Source organism: Kitasatospora sp. NPDC048545 (assembly GCF_040651155.1).
Taxonomy (GTDB): domain Bacteria; phylum Actinomycetota; class Actinomycetes; order Streptomycetales; family Streptomycetaceae; genus Kitasatospora.
Genome location: NZ_JBEZIQ010000062.1, coordinates 36,830 through 54,338, shown reverse-complemented (window position 1 = coordinate 54,338; position 17,509 = coordinate 36,830). Strand labels below are relative to the sequence as shown.

Annotated in this window: 15 protein-coding genes and 1 pseudogene; 14 read left to right on the top strand and 2 right to left on the bottom strand. The window is 65.1% G+C overall.

Going from position 1 to position 17,509, the window contains the following annotated elements; translation table 11 throughout:
• Nucleotides 1-81: 81 nt before the first annotated feature.
• Nucleotides 82-372, bottom strand: a pseudogene (locus AB0D10_RS38310) (transposase); the annotation flags it as partial.
• 351 nt (nucleotides 373-723) lie between these two features.
• Nucleotides 724-1,479 carry an oxidoreductase gene (locus AB0D10_RS38305; RefSeq protein ID WP_360265077.1) on the bottom strand — a complete coding sequence of 252 codons (756 nt, stop codon included), beginning with the start codon at nucleotides 1,477-1,479 and terminating at the stop codon, nucleotides 724-726.
• A 687-nt stretch (nucleotides 1,480-2,166) separates the two neighbouring features.
• Between AB0D10_RS38305 and AB0D10_RS38300 the strand changes: the two genes are divergently transcribed.
• From AB0D10_RS38300 to AB0D10_RS38235, 14 genes are all read left to right on the top strand, one after another.
• Nucleotides 2,167-2,376 (top strand): hypothetical protein, encoded by a 210-nt coding sequence (locus tag AB0D10_RS38300; RefSeq protein WP_360265074.1) that lies wholly within the window; start codon nucleotides 2,167-2,169, stop codon nucleotides 2,374-2,376.
• A gap of 110 nt (nucleotides 2,377-2,486) precedes the next feature.
• Nucleotides 2,487-4,496: a hypothetical protein gene (locus AB0D10_RS38295; protein ID WP_360265071.1), complete on the top strand. Its 2,010-nt coding sequence runs from the start codon at nucleotides 2,487-2,489 to the stop codon at nucleotides 4,494-4,496.
• Between the two features lie 84 nt (nucleotides 4,497-4,580).
• The gene (locus AB0D10_RS38290) at nucleotides 4,581-5,411 is read left to right on the top strand and encodes a TauD/TfdA family dioxygenase (protein WP_360265068.1); all 831 of its coding nucleotides are present in this window, start codon (nucleotides 4,581-4,583) and stop codon (nucleotides 5,409-5,411) included.
• Nucleotides 5,408-5,800, top strand: coding sequence for a cupin domain-containing protein (locus AB0D10_RS38285; protein ID WP_360265065.1), 393 nt, complete (start codon nucleotides 5,408-5,410; stop codon nucleotides 5,798-5,800). Before AB0D10_RS38290 ends, AB0D10_RS38285 begins: the two co-directional genes overlap by 4 nt.
• 28 nt (nucleotides 5,801-5,828) lie before the next feature.
• Nucleotides 5,829-7,337, top strand: a complete 1,509-nt coding sequence (locus tag AB0D10_RS38280) for a radical SAM protein (RefSeq protein ID WP_360265062.1) — start codon at nucleotides 5,829-5,831, stop codon at nucleotides 7,335-7,337.
• Between the two features lie 71 nt (nucleotides 7,338-7,408).
• A complete protein-coding gene (locus AB0D10_RS38275; RefSeq protein WP_360265059.1) occupies nucleotides 7,409-9,970 on the top strand; it encodes a nucleotide sugar dehydrogenase in 2,562 nt (853 codons plus the stop codon).
• On the top strand, nucleotides 9,967-10,590 hold the full coding sequence (locus AB0D10_RS38270; protein ID WP_360265086.1) for a PIG-L family deacetylase: 624 nt from the start codon (nucleotides 9,967-9,969) through the stop codon (nucleotides 10,588-10,590). The genes AB0D10_RS38275 and AB0D10_RS38270 overlap by 4 nt, the downstream gene beginning before the upstream one ends.
• Nucleotides 10,587-11,465: a sugar phosphate isomerase/epimerase family protein gene (locus tag AB0D10_RS38265; RefSeq protein WP_360265056.1), complete on the top strand. Its 879-nt coding sequence runs from the start codon at nucleotides 10,587-10,589 to the stop codon at nucleotides 11,463-11,465. The genes AB0D10_RS38270 and AB0D10_RS38265 overlap by 4 nt, the downstream gene beginning before the upstream one ends.
• Nucleotides 11,456-12,553: a DapH/DapD/GlmU-related protein gene (locus AB0D10_RS38260; RefSeq protein WP_360265053.1), complete on the top strand. Its 1,098-nt coding sequence runs from the start codon at nucleotides 11,456-11,458 to the stop codon at nucleotides 12,551-12,553. The genes AB0D10_RS38265 and AB0D10_RS38260 overlap by 10 nt, the downstream gene beginning before the upstream one ends.
• Before the next feature lie 22 nt (nucleotides 12,554-12,575).
• A complete protein-coding gene (gltX, locus tag AB0D10_RS38255) occupies nucleotides 12,576-13,979 on the top strand; it encodes a glutamate--tRNA ligase (RefSeq protein WP_360265049.1) in 1,404 nt (467 codons plus the stop codon).
• 144 nt (nucleotides 13,980-14,123) lie between these two features.
• The gene (locus tag AB0D10_RS38250; RefSeq protein ID WP_360265083.1) at nucleotides 14,124-15,332 is read left to right on the top strand and encodes a cytochrome P450; all 1,209 of its coding nucleotides are present in this window, start codon (nucleotides 14,124-14,126) and stop codon (nucleotides 15,330-15,332) included.
• A complete protein-coding gene (locus tag AB0D10_RS38245) occupies nucleotides 15,329-15,559 on the top strand; it encodes a ferredoxin (RefSeq protein WP_360265046.1) in 231 nt (76 codons plus the stop codon). Before AB0D10_RS38250 ends, AB0D10_RS38245 begins: the two co-directional genes overlap by 4 nt.
• Complete coding sequence (locus AB0D10_RS38240) at nucleotides 15,556-16,755, top strand: aminoacyl--tRNA ligase-related protein (protein ID WP_360265043.1); 1,200 nt, start codon at nucleotides 15,556-15,558, stop codon at nucleotides 16,753-16,755. Before AB0D10_RS38245 ends, AB0D10_RS38240 begins: the two co-directional genes overlap by 4 nt.
• Nucleotides 16,670-17,506, top strand: coding sequence for an AAC(3) family N-acetyltransferase (locus AB0D10_RS38235; RefSeq protein WP_360265040.1), 837 nt, complete (start codon nucleotides 16,670-16,672; stop codon nucleotides 17,504-17,506). The genes AB0D10_RS38240 and AB0D10_RS38235 overlap by 86 nt, the downstream gene beginning before the upstream one ends.
• Nucleotides 17,507-17,509 lie beyond the last annotated feature (3 nt).

Here is a 17,509-nt window from a genome sequence, read left to right as displayed (position 1 = left end):
GCACCCTGGAACAGCTCCGAGCCCACCTGCCCGACGAAGTCCACGAAGCAGGTCAACTCTGACAGTTATTCAGATACAAGCCCCGGCGGTGCCGGAGTACTGGCGTTGCACGCCCGCCGAGGTGGTGCCCTTCTTGACGAAGCCGGTGTCGTCGAGGATCAGGACCCCGTCGTCCTCGCCGAGGCGTTCGGCGACGTAGTGCTGGAGCTCGTCGCGGATCTCGTCCGCGTCCCATCGGGAACCGGCGAGCAGATGCTGCAGCCCGTCGGGGGTGGCGTGGCCGGCGTATTCGGCCAGCTGCCAGCCGTTCTTGCGGCCGACCGGGCCGAGGAGGCCTCGGACGTAGTCGCGCATCCGGCGGCGCGGCTCCACGCGGCTGAACCGATGGCCGACCTGGAGGAAGAGGTCTTCGAGTTCGCGGTCCCAGCTCTCGGCTGCAGGCTCGTTGATCACGGCGAGAGGCTGCCCCCGCCATTGTCACTACCAACGCCGGCTGGACACCATCGAGGGGCGGTCCCAAGAAGACCGCCCCTGACGGGCACCAGCCCGCTACACTCACCGCGCAGCCGTCTGATCAGGCAAAACGTCGAAGTCCTGCTGGAGTACTAGGGTCGGTCGGTGGTGCCCAGGGCAGATGCTTCGACTCCGGCACGCCGGCGTTCCGGTCGACCGTGCCGCGGGCACTGCGACAGCTGCCGCTGCTGTCAGGGGCGCATTGTGAACTCAGCGGCTTGTGCGAGCCAGCTTGACGATCCTTCCGTGATCCCCAGCTGCCCAGCATGCCCCATCGAGGGCAACCGATACCGTGTCCAGACCGCCCTCCCCGAAAGGTACCCAGGTGCTACCGCCGTCCGTGGAGTAGTCGCTGCCGCCCGGGCCGACCACAACGAACTCGGCGCCCGTCCAGGTCGCGCCCGAGCGATAGCTCTGAGGCGCGCGTTCCTCGATCGCTCGCCAGGTAAGACCTCCGTCCATCGTCACAGCGAGCAGCTGTCCTGGGCGGCTCTGATCCCGGTAGTCGCCGCCGACAGCGATTCCGTGGGTCTCGTTGCGGAAGGCGAGGGCGAAAATCCCGCCGTGCGGTACCGATCGCACAGGAGTGTTGGCCACTGTCCATGTCTCACCGCGATCGCAGGAGCGGAACACCCGAGCTCGTTCAGCACTTCCAGTTGCCAACCAGTAGGTCGCTCCGAAGCCGATCAGACAGGTACCGCTCGCGGCGAAAGCGGTCTCGCCGTCGAGGGCCGGCGGTGATCCGGCCGGGTCGATCGCCCGCCAGCTGTGGCCGCCGTCGGCCGTGGCCATGATGCGGAACCGGCCCTGGACCGGATCAGCAACGGCAAGCCCTCGACAACGGTCGCCGAACGTCAGGCAGTTATAGAAGGCCAGAGGATCCGGGTTCCGAAACGACTCCGTCCAATGCTTGCCAGCATCAGAGGTCAGGAAGATGCGGGCTGCGTTCCCGGCTCCGAAAGACATGACTACCGCGTGGTTGGCGTCGAACGCTTTGACCGACCGGTATTGCAGCTGCCTGCCTGCTGCTGGACCGACTGACTTCCAGGTTCGTCCACCGTTGATGGAGCGCAGGACGACGCCATCTGCTCCTGCAGCCCAAGCGATTCCATCGCTTACTGCTGACAGAGCTCTCAGCCGCGCATTGGTCCCGCGCGCAGTTTCGCGCCATTGGAGGCGGTTTGATACCGACAAAGCGGATGGCGGGAGCGAAGGTTGATTGTTCACAACTGGAAGCTATCTGATCGGATCGTTCTGCGGGCGCGGATCGGAAACGAGGGGCCGGTCGCATCGTTCCGAAAGGCCTGGGAACGTGTCGGGGGTTAGGTGCGGGTTTCAGCCAAGTGCGGCCCCACGCCGGTAGGGGGGATTTGTCTAGTAGTTGCCGACAATTCGGTCTGGCTGCCTGATGGCCTCCACCCCCTAGCCGGCCACTACGTCTGTGATCACTCAGGGGGGCATCCATGTGTAAATTATTTCAAAAGACTCAAATCGGGCACGCTCGGAGGTGATCCGGATGGGAAGGATCCACTTTATCTGAGTAGTCGAGTTCCGGACAGTCCGGCTTTAATGCCTGGGGTTGCCTGATGTCATCGCCTATCGTTCTCGAGGCGATACAGCCAAACATTCGACCGTAATTCCAGGGAGGCCCATATGGGTGTCAATTCGCGTACCTCCGGAGGCTGGGCCGGTAAGGCCGCCGCAATCGTCGGCGCTGCCGCGCTGGCCGGCCTCGCGCCGGTAGCGCTGTCGGCCGTGTCGGCCGACGGCAAGCACGAGGCGTCGTCGCAGTACAGCGCGCCCGCAGGGACGCAGGCGGACCGTACCGAAATCGTTCCTGCGAACTTCCGCTACTTCGCCTGACTCGAAGGAGTGTTGCCGGGCACCGTGAGACGCGATGGCGAATCAATTTGCCCGGAGGTGTGCCGCCCAGCTGGGCTCCCGGCTGGGCGGCACACCGCTCGGCCCGGTGGTTGGAAATCTTCCAGGGGCACCTCAAATCAGGCTACAACTATTGCGGGGACACAGTGGCGCCGGATCTAACAGTCATCTCGCTGGGGTCAGGAATTTCTCCAGCAAGGCTCTTTGCGCGACGCGGGGGCGTTTCCCTGCGGTCGGTAGAATCGATCGAAGAGATTGCCGAGAAGCTGTTCCTGGCGCCCGGGCCGGTTCTTTTGTCATTGACCGATGAAATCACCTTCAGTGAACTCTCGGGAATCCTTTCGGCTGCCCATGAAGCGGCGAAGCCGTGTGGGTTCATAGATTCCTGGCGTGGCCTTCCTGCGGCTTTGCGGCATGCGGCTGGAATTATAGCTTGGCAGCCAACACGGACACCGGGCATAACTTTTTGGAATAGTGACGGAACGACGACCGGGCGTGCTGGCGCATACGCCAATATCGACATTCTTGCCCATGACGAGAAACGCCCGGAGAGCGCCCTCGGGTCGGCTCGGCGCACGATGTCGATGATCACCCACGGGAACGGTGCAGACGCTCCCTTCGGTGACGGCCTGCTGTGCGGGCGCCTCCTCTTCGAGCCCAGAATGACGCTGACGAACTATCTGCCCTGCGGGCAGGACGGACCGTGTGTCCGGGGTCGACAGGTCGGCAGCGAGACCCTAATGCCGCACCGGAGCTCCACGCGCGATATCGGCGGCGACATCGTCATCTGGGGAACGTGCTACGGAGCGCTGACCTCGGACTCCATCTTCGATCCGCGTGGCGGTCTTCTCGCTGGCCTGCTCGATCGACCTGGAGCGATTCCGCAAGTGATCACTGCCGTGCGAGCCACCGAGGTGAACGAGCTGGAAGTACTGGCGGCGTGTGCCCGCGTGGAGGCGGGCGAGACATTGGGTTCGGTGGTGGCCGGGCTCAACAAGGCCTACCTCGCATCCGCACCTAAGGGGACACTGCCGCCTTGGATTCTTTTTGGGGATCCCACCGCAAAGGTGGCCGAAAACCCGTCGGTACAGGTGGTCGGCAGCGGTACGGAGATTTCGGAAGGGCTGTCACTGTATCGAGGGTCGCCCAGGTCCGCTGAAGCCTCGCTTCTTCTGTTGAAGGCTGGGACGGATGAGGTGCCGGTAGACCTGTGGGTCAGGCCTCTCGCTGAGCAAACCGAGGGGTTGGTGTTGCGGCGGGATGCCGGGCCGGCGGTGCCCATCAACGAGGCGGACCACGAACCACAGACGCTCTCGATCTTCCGTCGGGAGGTCTCCGCGATTCAGCAGCTGATCTTCAGCGATATGTTCTTCCAACTGGCCCAGATCCATCCGGCCAGCGCGGGCTTCCGGTACCAGTCGGCGCTATCCGAACGCGCGCAAAACACCATCGAACACCTGACTTCTCTCCAGTTGTCGCCGCATCCCTTTCTGCCGCTCTCAGGCGCCCAGGAGGACCTCCAGGCGCGTCTGGCGGCTGAGCGCGACAACTGGCGCCGGCTGAACGACGGACTGTTCGAATCTTTGAGTTATGTCCTCAAACACATAGGCGGTGTGATCCACCATCACTACGCATTCGTGCCGCTAGCACCTCAGGAGTCTTCGGTGCGCCCCTGCCCTTTCTGCCACTCCCCGGCGGACCTGGCCGTCTACCACCTCCCCCGTCGGCTGTCTTCCCGCGCGGTCCTGCGTTGCGGGCGGTGCACGGTCGTAAGCGACGCGGACGAGCAGTACGGAACCGTCCTGCTCGATGGCCCGGAAGAGATCAAGCCCGGTGAGCCGGCCCAGTTCACGCTTCGGCCAAGCAGGACCCCCGTAGGGGGAATCCAGTACGCCAGGGCGGCCCTGTTCGCGCAGCCGACCCCGTGGCAGTTGCTGGACCAGGGGACCGACGAGGCCCTGGAGGACATCGACTCCGAGGTGAAGTTCGACCTCACCTGGACGCCATCTGTCGACACGCGGCCGGGACGGTACTTCCTGCTGGCGCCGATGGTGGTGGACGGCTCGGTCATGGTCGCGCGGCGATCGGTCGTGATCGCGTAGCTGGCGAACGGTGCCGCCCGCCCAGGTAGCAGCCCCGAGGCCACCCGGCCAAGGCCATCAGATCACAGGAAGGGAAGTGTCTGAATGACGGCGGCACTCACACGAGTGAGGACTATAGAGAATCGCGAGGACCTTCTGCGGCACCCGGTGACTGCGGAGGAGTTGCGTGACAGGTGCGTCGTGCTCAAGGCGGCGGCGGGAGGCAACGGTGAGACTGTATCGACCGTTCGGCAGGTGCTGCCCTGGATGGAACTCTGGCGCGACCATCCGTCATGGGAAGCCGGGGTCTGGCGGTGCGTCGTGGACGGCGAGGAGGACACGCCTGTCTATACGGCCTATCGTCCGCGGACGCTCGACTTTCACACGGACATGTCCCGCTACCTGCTGCCTCCGGAGTTCACCATCATCCGCTGCCTCGTCCAGGATTCCGAGGGCGGAGACAACTTAATCCTCCATATCGATGACATGTTCGAACGTCTCCGGAGGCTTGGCCGCTCCGACATCATCGAGCTCCTGACTGCGAAACGGCGCCTCAACATGGAGGCCCGGCACCTCGGCCCTACCAGGCAGCTGCCTGCTCCGGATGCCGTCTCGGCAGCACTCGCCGTGCTGGCAGTTCCGGGGGACCCCGGTGTGCCGTGCCGGATCTTCGATCGGCACGGTGCCACCAAGGGAAGCCACCTGGAGCTCACGGCGGCGGAGGAATCGCTGTTCGATGAGTTTCTGGACCTGTGTGCCAAGGAGTCCGCAGCGGTGCAGCTCCGGCTGGAGCCTCACGACATCCTGGTGTTCTCCAACTGGCGCTTGATGCACGCGAGGCTTGCCTGCGGCGGCTCCGGGCGAATCACCGAGATCTGCATGGGCAACGTCCCGGGTGCCGGCGCCCCGCGGATGGATCCGGCGGGTGCAGCATGAGTCTCGACAATGGCGGTTTCGCCCTTCCCCACATGGACCTGTCGGAGCTGCGCTGGTTCTCCGACCGGGGACGGGCGGTACAGCGGCTGTACACCTCCGAGCAGTGCGATGTGATTGTCGTCGGCTGGGAGGCGGGCCAAGAGAGCTCTTACCACGAGCACGGCGTCTCCGAGTCGATCGTGGTCGTTGTTGAGGGGCGCATCACTGCGGAGAGCGAGGGGGCGGCCCGCGTGCTCGGGCCTTCCGAGGTGCTGGTCACACCACGCGGCTCCTTCCACAGGATGCGTAATGAAGGCCCTGGCAAGGCGGTCACCTTCCATGTCTACGCCCCGCCGATGCAGGGCGGTGTCTCGGCTCCGTATATCGACCACACCGCACCAGACAACTGACCAAGACTCGATCGGGAGGGAATTTCCAATGAGTATGGGCATCACCCCAGTGGAGCGGCGCGAGTTCGCGTACCAGGGCGAGCGGTACACGTTCCGACCGAACGGCCTTCAATTCGAACCCGTCGGCCGGTCCAATGAACGGCTGGCCAACCACTTCGAGTCCGTCGCAGCGCGGCAACCGGATCTGCGCCCACTCCCGAAGGGCGGAATCAGCTTCATCACCCTCAACGTGGCACACGACTGCAACATGGCGTGCCCCTACTGCTTCGCGAAGCAAGGCCTCTACGGCGGCCGGGAGCGCAAGCTGATGGACGAGGAATCCGCCCGCCGCTCCGTGGACTGGCTGTTCGACCAGGCAGGCGAGAAGCCGGAGGTCTATCTGCGGTTCCTCGGCGGTGAGCCGTTGATGAACGTCCCGGTCATCCGAAAGGCCGCTGAGTACGCCGAAGCGAAGGCCGAGCAGACCGGCAAGCGCATCTACATGAGCATCAACACGAACGGGACCCTCTACAACGCCGAGATCGCCCAGTTGTTGAAGGACCACCGGATGACGGTCTCGATCAGCATGGACGGCACTCGCGCGGCACACAACACCTTCCGGGTGTTCCGCAACGGCAAGGGCACGTACGACGCGGTAGTCCGCAACGTGAAGAAGTTCCTCGAGGTCGACCCCGACACGATGATCAACGCAACGCTCACGGCCGCGAACCTGGACGTCGACGAGTACGCCGCGCTCTTCCGGGACCTCGGCGTGAAGATGGTTCGCTTCGCCATGGTCGGCACTGCCGTGCCGGAGATCGCGGTCGCGAAGGAGGAGAAGCTCGCCCACGTGCTTGCTGCCTACGACCGGCTGGCCCGCAGCTACCGTGACCAGCTGCTTAGCGGCGACGTGTGGTACCTGGCCGACTTCTACAAGTACTTCGCCAACTTCCGCAATCTCGAGAAGCGGCACAACCGGTGTGGTGCGGGCACGGCATACGTCAACGTCGACGTCGACGGCAACGTCAACCTCTGCCACCGCTTCACGACGGACGGGACACAGCGGATCGGCAAGGTCGCGAGCCGGGCTGTCGACGTGCCGCTCGGCATCCGCACCCGGGACCAGCTACAGCCGACCGCCGCGTCAGTGCCGTCGGGTCCCGAGGTGTCCCAGCTGACCGGCCAGCCCGGGATACGCGCACTGAAGCTCCTCGGGGAGAAGGACACCTCAGGGCGGAGCTCGGTGCCGGCCCACCTGCACAAGCAGCTCGATGGCACTCCGTTCTTCAATCAGAGCGACTCCGTCGCCGGTGTCGTGAACGCGAACGTCTGTGCCGGATGCGATATCCGGTACGTGTGCGGCGGATCGTGCTTCCACGACGGCGAGATCCTCTACGGCGACCTGTTCGGGGGACCGGACGGCTTCAAGTGCGAGGTGGACCGCCACCTCGCGAAGATCTCCATGTGGCTGCTCGACTCCATCTTCGAGCACGACCCCGTACTGCTCGACCGCCTTGACGATCTACACCTGCGCTCCCAGCAGCACCACGCAGAGTAACGGACGGTGAGACCGGCTGATGTGCCGCCGCCACCGCACCAGCCGGAAGATCAGAGAGCGACGGGATTAACATGGACGACCTGACTGGAACGGAAGTAGCCATCTGGGGCCTCGGCCTGATCGGCTACTCGTTGGGTGGGGAGCTCGCCAGGGCCGGGCGACGATGCCTGATCATGGATATCGACGCCGAGCGCGTGAGCCGGCTGAACCGGGGCGAGCTTCCCTTCGGACACCTGCCTGAGCTGCCGCACGGCTATGGCGACGAGGTGCGTGCGGGTTTGCTCCGGGCCACAGCCGAGCCAGCCAGGGTTCTTACCCCGGAGCACTCCGTCCAGGTCCTATGCATCCCCACCGAGGCTGACGGCGGAATCGACGACACCGTGCTGCGCGAGGTCGTGGGCCGAATCGCGGCAGAGGCGCAGGCACATCCCCTCCACCTGGTGATCGAGTCGACGGTGGCGCCCGGCTGGATCGCGGAGATCGTTCACCCGACCATGCAGGAGGCAGGCCTTCGGCACGGTATTGACTATCACGTCGGCGCCTCACCCCGTCGTGACTGGCTCACGGCTCCGGGCCACACCATGGCCTCCATACCGAAAATCATCGGCGGCGACAGTCCCGCGGCGGTTGCGCTGCTACGCGCACTCTACGGTCCTGTCTGCGACGAGCTCGTGGAGGCCCCCGACGCCCAGCACGCCTCGCTGGTCAAGGTGGTGGAGAACTACTTCCGATACCGCGGCATCCTGCTGGCCAACGAGCTCGGCGCGGCGCTGCCGGGCTATGACATCGCTTCAGTCCTCCGCCTGGCCGGCACCAAGTGGAACATGCCGGAGTACCACCCGTCGTTGGGCATCGGCGGCTACTGCGTGCCCCTGGCCAAGGACTACCTGGCGGCCGGGAACGGCCTGCAGTCCCTCGCCATGGAACTGGAGGCCGCCGAGGAGAAGCTGTTCACCGAAGCCCGCAACACATTGCGAGCCCACGGCGGATTCCGTTCCGTCGCGCTGCTGGGGCTGGCCTACGCACCGGGAATGAAGGTCCACACCCGATCCCCAAGCGTCCGTCTGGCTCACGAACTGGCCGAGTACGGCGTGGAGGTATTCGTTCACGACCCCCTCTACACCGACGCGGAGATCGAGCGGATCACCGGAGCGCGGCCCCTGCGGTTCCCGGAAGGTCTGGCGTCCTGCGACAGCGTAGTGGTCATGACCGGTCACTCGGCCTACCTGGACGTCAGCCCGGAGGATCTCGCTGCTTCGCTCAGCGGAGTGGAGTGCGTGGTGGACAATCTGGGGGTCTGGCGAGACCGCGAATTCCCGGCTCACCTCCAGTACCTGGAAGTGGGAGGGAAGGGCTACTTCGCTCCCGCGCGGCCCGAGCAGCGCATCGAAACTCCCTCCTCCGGCCATCGGGAGTTCCTGGTGGGCGTGCCGGCGGACCGGCTGGCGGAGATGCTGAAGCGGGTCACCTCGATCGACCGGCGATACCTCACCGTGGACCTGGCGGGCAGGAAGTACACCGTCCCTCAACTAGCTGCGCACCTCGACGAGTTGTTGACGAGGCCGATCGAGGTCTGGCCATCCCAGGACGTCCGGTTGGTCTGCGCGCTCTACGCGATCGGAAGTGCCGAGGTCCGGCTGGAGCAGGTTGGAATCTCGGTCGACCTCGGCGAGGTGGTGTCGTGGCTGCGTGAAACCCATGCGCACTATCTGGACCGTCTGGAGGAAGCCGGCGAGCCCACAGGGATGAGCACGGCCGGGCGCCCGTGGTGGGAGCTGGCTGACGAGCTGCCTGTACTTCGCCACCGGATCGACCGCCACTACATGAGGCTTCTCGAAATTGATGGTATGACCTACCATCGACGCGAACTGCTGATCGCAAAGCGTCGATTCGCACTATGTCATCGCCCCGAGCCGCATACGAGTCGGCTGGCCGCGCGCTATCCCGACCTTGCCTCGAGCGGGATCGCTGACATCCGCGCCTTTCTGCGGGAGGCGACGCTCGCGGAACTGGACCAGCACGGCCACCCCATGGGCCTACTGGAGCTCGTCATGGAGGCCGCTGCCGAAGATCCCCGCCACCCGTCGGACCATGCCACTTTGATGTGCCCGCGGGGGACCCGGATCGGCACCCCTGGCAGCTTCGTCAAAGACGATTTCGGTATATACGTGGTCTTCAACCGCGACTTCCAGCCGGACCGGCGCGCGGGCACTGGCGACTTCAGTGCGATCCGCAAGGCCATGTACGCCCATCATGCGGCGAAGAAGCTTCGTATCGCGAAGAAGACGTACGGCCCAGACGACCAGTACATATCGCCCGGGCTCTCGGACGATCTCGGAGCGCGTGGCTTGTTCTTCAACGAGCATGCCCACCACCGCGGGCACGTAGTGGCCGGCGTGAGCACCGCACTCCGGTCGCTCATGGACCTCGATATCCTGACACCCTCCGGGGCCGTCACCGTCCGGGGGCTCACTGACTGGAGACTGTCTAGGGCCGACACCGACCCCGCCGCCCGTTACACTCCGGACCAGTACCCGTCCTTCCATGCCTATGGTGACTGGGCACGGGTGGTGGTCGCGACCGCGATCGGCAACGGCTGCGTGCTCCCGTCGATGATCGGCGAGTGGCGATGAACCATACGGCGCTGGTCTTCGCCGCCCACCCTGACGACGCCGAGATCTGCATGGGAGGCACGATCGCCGCCATGGCCGATGCGGGCTGGACGGTGCACATCGTCGTGACGTCCGTCCCGGACCAGCGGGAGCAGCGCCTGTGGGAGGTCCAACAGGGAGCGCTTATCCTCGGTGGGGAGGCGCATGTGCTCGACCGGCCTGGCATCTGGCAGGTGGAGGACCTGAAGACCTACCAGCTCGTCAGCGAGTTCGATCGCTACGTCGGAGAGCTGGTCCCGGACCGCGTGTTCACCCATTGGGTGGATGACACCCACCGCGACCATGCGCTGGTGGCCAGGGCGGCGATCTCCACGATGCGAAACAGCCCGGCCGATCTCTTCATGTACGAGCAGCCCAATCAGTATGCGCCATCACGGACCTCCTTCCCGGTGGACACATATGTCGATGTGTCCGCTCAGTTCGAGCGGCGCATGGCTGCCGTGAGCTGTCACGGCTCTCAGTCCGTAGGGGAGAAGTTCGGTGAGCAGCTCAGAGCACGCGCGCGATACCACGGTGACCGCATTGGCTGCGAGTACGCCGAGGCCTTTTCCTGCGTGGTCCAGCGGTTGGACCTGCGATGACCGGAGCCGCCCAAACCTCGATGGCACTACCGCTGGTTGGTCTCTCCACCACTGTCGTCGGAGCATCCACCGACCTCGGTCGACTGGCGGAGACCGGAGCCGACGTCCTCGAGCTGTGCCGGTGTGACTTCGAGCGGTGGACGCGGATCGCACGGTTCATTCGGTCGTCGTCAACGCCTATCGGACTCCACTGTCCGATCCCGTACGACGGGCAGCTCACAAGCTTCGAGATCACCGGTCCTGACCAGAGCGAGCGACGCCTCGCGCTGCGACTGGTGGAGCGGACCCTGCAAGCCGCGGCGGAGAGTACGGCGGCTTATGTCGTTGTCCACTTTCCGAGCCCCCGGCGGGCTGGGCCGTGGTCCGAAAGCCGTCCAGCGGCCGACCCTGACGGTTGGGCGCGGATCCTCCAGGACGGCGCCGACCTCGCCGAGCTCCAACGAAGGTTCGGCGTCCCTGTATTCGTTGAGAACCTGAGCTACCATCCGGAGTTCGGATCGGCGGCCCACTACCGAGCGCTCTTCGAGTCATTCCCGAACCTGCGCATGTGCTTGGACGTTGGGCACGCCCACTTGTCGCGGCACAGCACCGACCTGTTCGCCTTCGTTCGGGACACCGCTGGGTTCGTTGGGTCTGTCCACTGGTACGACACCGTGCGTACTGGGCCTGACGCCGGACGGCATGACCGGCCGCCGGCTGCGGTGGGCCTGGAGGAGGATCGGATCGACCTGCCAGCGCTGCTGCGGACGCTGGCGGCGCAGGGTCGGCCGGACTACATGGTGCTGGAATACGCCGGCGCTGTGGACGAGTTCGCAGCGGCCAGAAGTGCCGTGCGGCGGCTGAGGGAGTCGGTCGGGGAGTTGTCATGGCGGTGAGTAGCGCGGTCGCCCGGTTGCGGCACCAGCTGCGCGGCATCCCTATCCGAGCAGGCGTCTCGATCGGCCGGGGCACCCGGATCGACGCGTCCGAGGTGGAGATCGGCCCGGGGGTCGTCATCGGACGGGACGTGCGGATTGAAGCCGACCGGGTGCTCCTGGCGGCGGACACCCACATCGGTGACCGCTGCCGGATCACAGCGCGCGCGGTCCGGTTCGCATACAACTGCGTGCTCTTTCCCGACGTTGTCGTGCACAGCCTGGGCGACGTCCAGTTTGGCGAGCACGCAAAGATCAGCAGAGATGCCGTTCTCAAGGCAGGGAGCATTACGACTGGAGTGGAGTTCTGGATGAACCGCCGTGCCGAGATTGGCGGTGGAGGCTGGCGCACCGGAGACGGATTCTTTCAAGCAGGCGATCGTTGCCATGTGGGACGCAGCACGCACATCAATACGGCACACGCCGTTGTCCTAGGCGACGACACAGCCATCGGAATGGACTGCACAGTCGCTACCCACGCTCACTGGCAGCCGGTAACTGATGGATTTCCCTACGGGCACGGTCCAGTGACGCTGGGCTCGAATGTCGCCGTGTACAGCCGCAGCATCATCTCACCTGGTGTCACCATCGGCGATGGTGCTACTACAGCGGCCGGCTCCGTAGTCGTCCGGGACGTTCCGGAGCGAGGTCTGGTCGGTGGGGCGCCGGCCCGCCTCATCCGAATCCAGGAACCGCCCCCCTCGCCCCTTCCCGTACTCCTCGACTCTCTCGATGCCTACGTTACTCGACGATGGCCCGAGGTCGGCTGGAAAACCGACCACTTGGGGCAGAGGACGGCCCACGGTCCGGGAGGAGCGAAGCTGATTCTAGCGAGTGATCGTGTATTGACGGTCGCTGCACCGTTTGCCGGAGGAATCCGACAATGCTCGTTCGACATCAGCCGCATGGTATTGAGCGGGACCAGCAGCGATCTTTCGGAGTCAGTTCGCAACCACCTGTTCTCGATCGGCCTGCGGTTCAGGTACGACGGCTACAGGCGGGCGCGCATCGATGCCCGGGCTCTTCAGGCGTCAGGGATGGAGGAGTAAGACGGCCATGACAGTGAGAGTGATGGTCGGACCCAGCCTCAAGCGTCCGCTATCGGTGGGAGCACTGCGAATCGCGCTCTTCAACTACGCGTTCGCGGTCAGCCGGGGAGGCTCGTTTGGCGTGCGGATCGAAGACACCGATCAAACCAGGATGGATGCGCACCTCCTTGACGACCTGTATGCCATGTTGGAGTGGACTGGCATCGCCTACCACGAGGGCGGTACCAAAGGGGGCGCCCGCGGGCCATACCTCCAGTCCGGACGACTCGCTCTCTACCGAGCGTATGCTGAGACCCTGCTAAAGACCGGTGCCGCCTACCGTTGCTTCTGCTCGCCTGAGCTGCTTGCCGAAGTCCGGGCGCATCAACGGAGCAAGGGAATGCACTCCCGCTATGACGGCCGATGTGCCGAAACCGATCCCGATAAGGGAGCCCAGCGGGCTGAGAATGGGCACCCGCACGTGGTTCGGATGCGGGTGCCCCGCACCGGACACGGCGACGTTGTGATACGGGATGAGGTCATGGGGCTGTCGGCCACTCCCCTCCCGGCTATAGACGATCAGATCCTTATAAAGTCGGACGGCTTCCCCACCTACCACTTCTCCTCGGTGATCGACGACCATCTCATGGGAATCTCCCATGTCCTGCGCTCCGACTCCTGGCTATCGAGCACGCCGAAGCACGTCCTGCTGTACGAGGCCTTCGGCTGGAATCCACCACGATTCGCACACATCCCAGCCATAGCGCGCGGTATCTGGAGCACGCCGGTACGAGAGTTGAGAGACCTGGGCGTGCCGGCCGATGCAGTCGTCAACTTTGCAGCAGAGATCGGTTGGCAGCCGCCTTTGCGGGGCTCGCTTTTCGTCCTGAACGATCTGCTGGCCGACTTCGACCTGGCGGAAATCCGTACAGCGCAAAGGAACGCCGCCGCCAGCCGTCTGGAGTGGTTGAGCGCCCAGCACCTTCGACGCCAGCCCGAGGAGGAGGCAGCCGGTGATCTCCTGCTCCAACTGCGCGCCCTCGGCCTGCCGGAAGCCACCCCGTCCTATCGACGGGCAGTGATCCGCCTGTGCCGATCCCGCTGTCGCACATACCGTGATATTGCCGTCACCCATGGATACATGTTTCAGCCCCCTTGCCACAGCCGCGAGGCCATCACCGTCCTTCGCACCGCCGAAACGCTGCTCCCCGAGGTCTCGTCGGCTCTGCAAGAGCTCGACACGTTCACGCCTGAGGCTATCGAAAGAAGACTGCGGGTGTTCTCAGGCAACCGGGGGCTGGCGTTGGGATCCGTGCTGGGCACGTTGCGGTTGGCAATCTGCGGCGTCCCTACCAGCCCCGACATTTTCGAAGTGCTGGCGCTGTTGGGGCGGTCCGAATGCCAACAGCGACTGGCCGCCATACACGTAGAGGTACGTGATGCCTGACTCCGCCTTCCGCCGCCGTGCGGCACCCCAGTTCACCAGTCGTCGGAAGTACGCCCGAGTCGCAAACCACTTCGGCTGGGTGCTCAACGTCGCCTCGACCGGCTGGCGACCGCGTCCTCCAGTGTTGACAGGAGACACCAGGTGATGGAACGTCGCTCGAGTCGAACCAGCTATCCGATGCGCCGCCAAGACCCTCTTGCACCACCACCGGCGCTTTCGGTGATGCGTCAGAGTGAACCTGTTTGCCCGGTCCGGCTTTGGGACGGCAGCAGTGCCTGGCTGGTGACCAGGCATGCAGATGTCCGCTCGGTACTCGCCGACTCACGGGTGAGTGCGGACCCACGCAGCGCTGGCTACCCCTTCCTCAGCGCGGGCCGGGCGGCCGCACCGGACGGCCGCGGCTCCTTCAACCACCTGGATCCGCCGGAGCACGACCGTTTCAGGCGGATGCTCAGCGGCGAGTTCACCGTGCAGCGCATCGCTGGTCTGCGGCCGGCTGTTCAGCGGGCGGTTGATACGTCGATCGATGCCATGATTGCCGGTGGAACCCAGGCCGACCTCATTCAGGCCCTCGCTCTTCCGGTGCCGTCGTCCGTGATCTGCGCCTTGCTCGGCGTCCCGTACGAAGACCACGCCTTCTTCGAAACCCGTACCGCTTACCGGATGGACCTCAACGCGGCACCCTCGCTGGTCCGTGCAGCCAACCGAGAGATCATGGAGTACTTGGACCGGCTGGTGGCCGAGAAGAGCCGCAAGCCTGGCGACGACCTGGTCAGCAGACTGATCCAACGGCACGGGCTCTCCGCAGATCTGGAACACGACGACCTGGTTGACATCGTCCGGCTTCTGCTGGTCAATGGCTACGAGACTACCGCAAACATGATCGGGCTCGGTGTCCTCGCCATTCTCCGTAACCCCGAGCAGGCTGCAGTGCTCAGGCGGAACCCGCCACCGGAGACGGTGGAGCGGACGGTCGAGGAGGTGCTGAGGCACCAGACCATCGTGCACATCGCCCCCACCCGAGCAGTGCTCGAAGAGCTGACCATCGGCGGCATTACCATGCGACCAGGCGACGGCGTGATCACCGCGCTGGGCTCGGCAAACCGCGACGAGACGGTATTCTCCGACCCGGACACCCTGGACGTCAGCCGTGAGGCGCGGGGCCACCTTGCCTTTGGCCACGGTATCCACCATTGCCTGGGCCACACGCTGGCCAGGTTGGAACTCCAGATTGTCTTCGGCACGCTGTTCCGTCGCCTTCCGTCACTGCGCCTCGGGATGCCTTTCGAGGACGTTCGGTTCAAGGAAGACATGGGCCTGTACGGCGTCCATCGCTTGGACGTGGCCTGGTGAGTGGGACCGCCAGCACGGTGCGGGTCTCCGTGGACTCCGCGCACTGCATCGGCGCCGGCCAGTGCGTACTCGCCGCTCCGACGGTCTTCAGCCAGTGGCCGAGCGATGGGCGGGCAAGAATCCTGGACCGCCAGCCCTCCGGGACACAGGCCGTGGCGGTGCGCCTTGCGGTACGACACTGCCCTGTGCAGGCCATTCAACTGATCGAGTCGGGAGTGGGACAGTGACGATCGAGTTGGCGCTGCCGACCCCGCTGCCGGAGGATGTCCGGGATACCCTTCGGCGCCACCTCTACTGGGTGGCACCGCACATCGCGGGCGTCACCGTCCTGGATCGACGGGAGGGGTCGTGCCTGGTAGTCGATTACCGGGGCACACGGCCGACTGAAGAGGTGGCCGCGGCTCTGAGGGCGGCGCTGGCGGAGATCGTCGACGGAGCTCACGGGTTCCAACCCCGCGTGGTAGCAGAACACACGGCTCGACACGGTTCGCCGAGTCCGAGCGAGGATCCGTTTGCGGAACTAGTGGCCCGGCGCTGGATATGCGAGGAGGCACCTGGGTCGTTCACCTACAGGGGCTTGGTCGCGCAGCTCTTCGAAGCGCTCGACCGCGCATTCCGCCGGAGGCTCGAGCCGTTTCTCCCGTCGGATGTGATTTTACCGGCGCTAGTCTCTCCCACTACCCTTCTACGGTCGGGCAGCCTCACGGCTGCCCCGCACACGGCGCACTTCGTCTTCCACATCGATGAGGATCTTCGGGCGCCGGCCCGGTTCGCTGGGGAGTGCGTCAGGCAGGACCGCCTGGACCTGGGGACGATGCCGGGGACTGCGAATTCACCCGAGGCGGTGCTCTCCACCGCTGCGTGCCAACCCTTCTACCGGACTCTCGCAGACCAGGTTCTGTCGAGCTCTGTGACGGTGACTGGGCGCACCTCGTGCTTCCGCTACGAGAGTGGTGCCACCGAGAGCCTTCGCAGGCTGCGGGAGTTCACCGTCCGCGAGATGGTGGTGGTCGGTACCGCGGAGGAGGTCGCGACGGTCCATGCACGGCTGCTCCGCTGCCTGGCCGACTTGCTCACCGAGATGGAAATCGACGGGCGGCTGATGACCGCTGCCGACCCCTTCTTCGTGGACACCTTCTCTCGCATGCGCAGGTACCAACTCGCAATGGAGGTCAAACACGAGCTGGTGGGCACGCTGCCCTTCGACGGCTCAGAGCTGGCTGTCGCTTCGGTCAACCACCACGGTGAGCACTTCGGGCGTGCCTGGAGGATTCGCACCGACGACGGCGGCTGGGCGAGCAGCTGCTGTCTGGGACTCGGTCTCGACCGCTGGGTGTATGCGGTGTTCTCCCAGCACGGCACCGATCCGGCCCGGTGGCCGCTCCGGCTGCGCGCTTTGGTCGGAGACGTCGATGCTGCGTGACAGGCTACCGCTGGTGACCGCAGCTGAGCTTCGATCGGCTTTCCGGAAGGTGGGCTTGGATTCGGGAGGGACAGTCTACGCGGCGGCCTCCCTGGCGGGGCTGGCGGCCATGGCCGACCCAGCACCCGTAGTGCTCGACGCCCTCCGTGCCACAGTGGGTCCACTCGGCACCATCGTCATGCCCAGCTTTCACCCGGGATTCCGATACGAGGGGCTCTTCGACCCAGACCAGACCCCGTCCCGCTCCGGTATCCTCTCGGAGCACTTCCGGACCCGCCCGGGTACCGTACGGACCTGGGCGCCGCCCTTCAACCCCGTGTGTGTAGAAGGCCCGGGCGCCGGCGGACTGTCTGCCATCTCCTCTCCCACGGCTTTCGGGCCCGGTTCCGTGTTCGACCGACTTGTCGAGATTGATGCGACAGTCTTGCTGATCGGCTGCAGCTTCCATGACGGCGTGTCACATGTGCACTGGCTGGAGGAGCGGCATGACGTGCCCTACCGGACCTGGCGAGAGATCAGCGGCCAGGTGGTCCTTAACGGGAAGACGATCACCCGAGGCTGGCCGTGCCACATCCGCAGACCCGGCGTGGAACTGCATGCGGGCGTGGTGGGCGAGCAGCTGGCCGCTGCTGGCGCGATCCGGCAGGTGGACACAGGGCTCACCCGGATCTCGGCGTTCTCCCTCCAGGACTTTGCCGCGGTACTCGATCCATGGTTCGGGAGGAACAGGGAATGCATGGTGCTGCTGTGACGG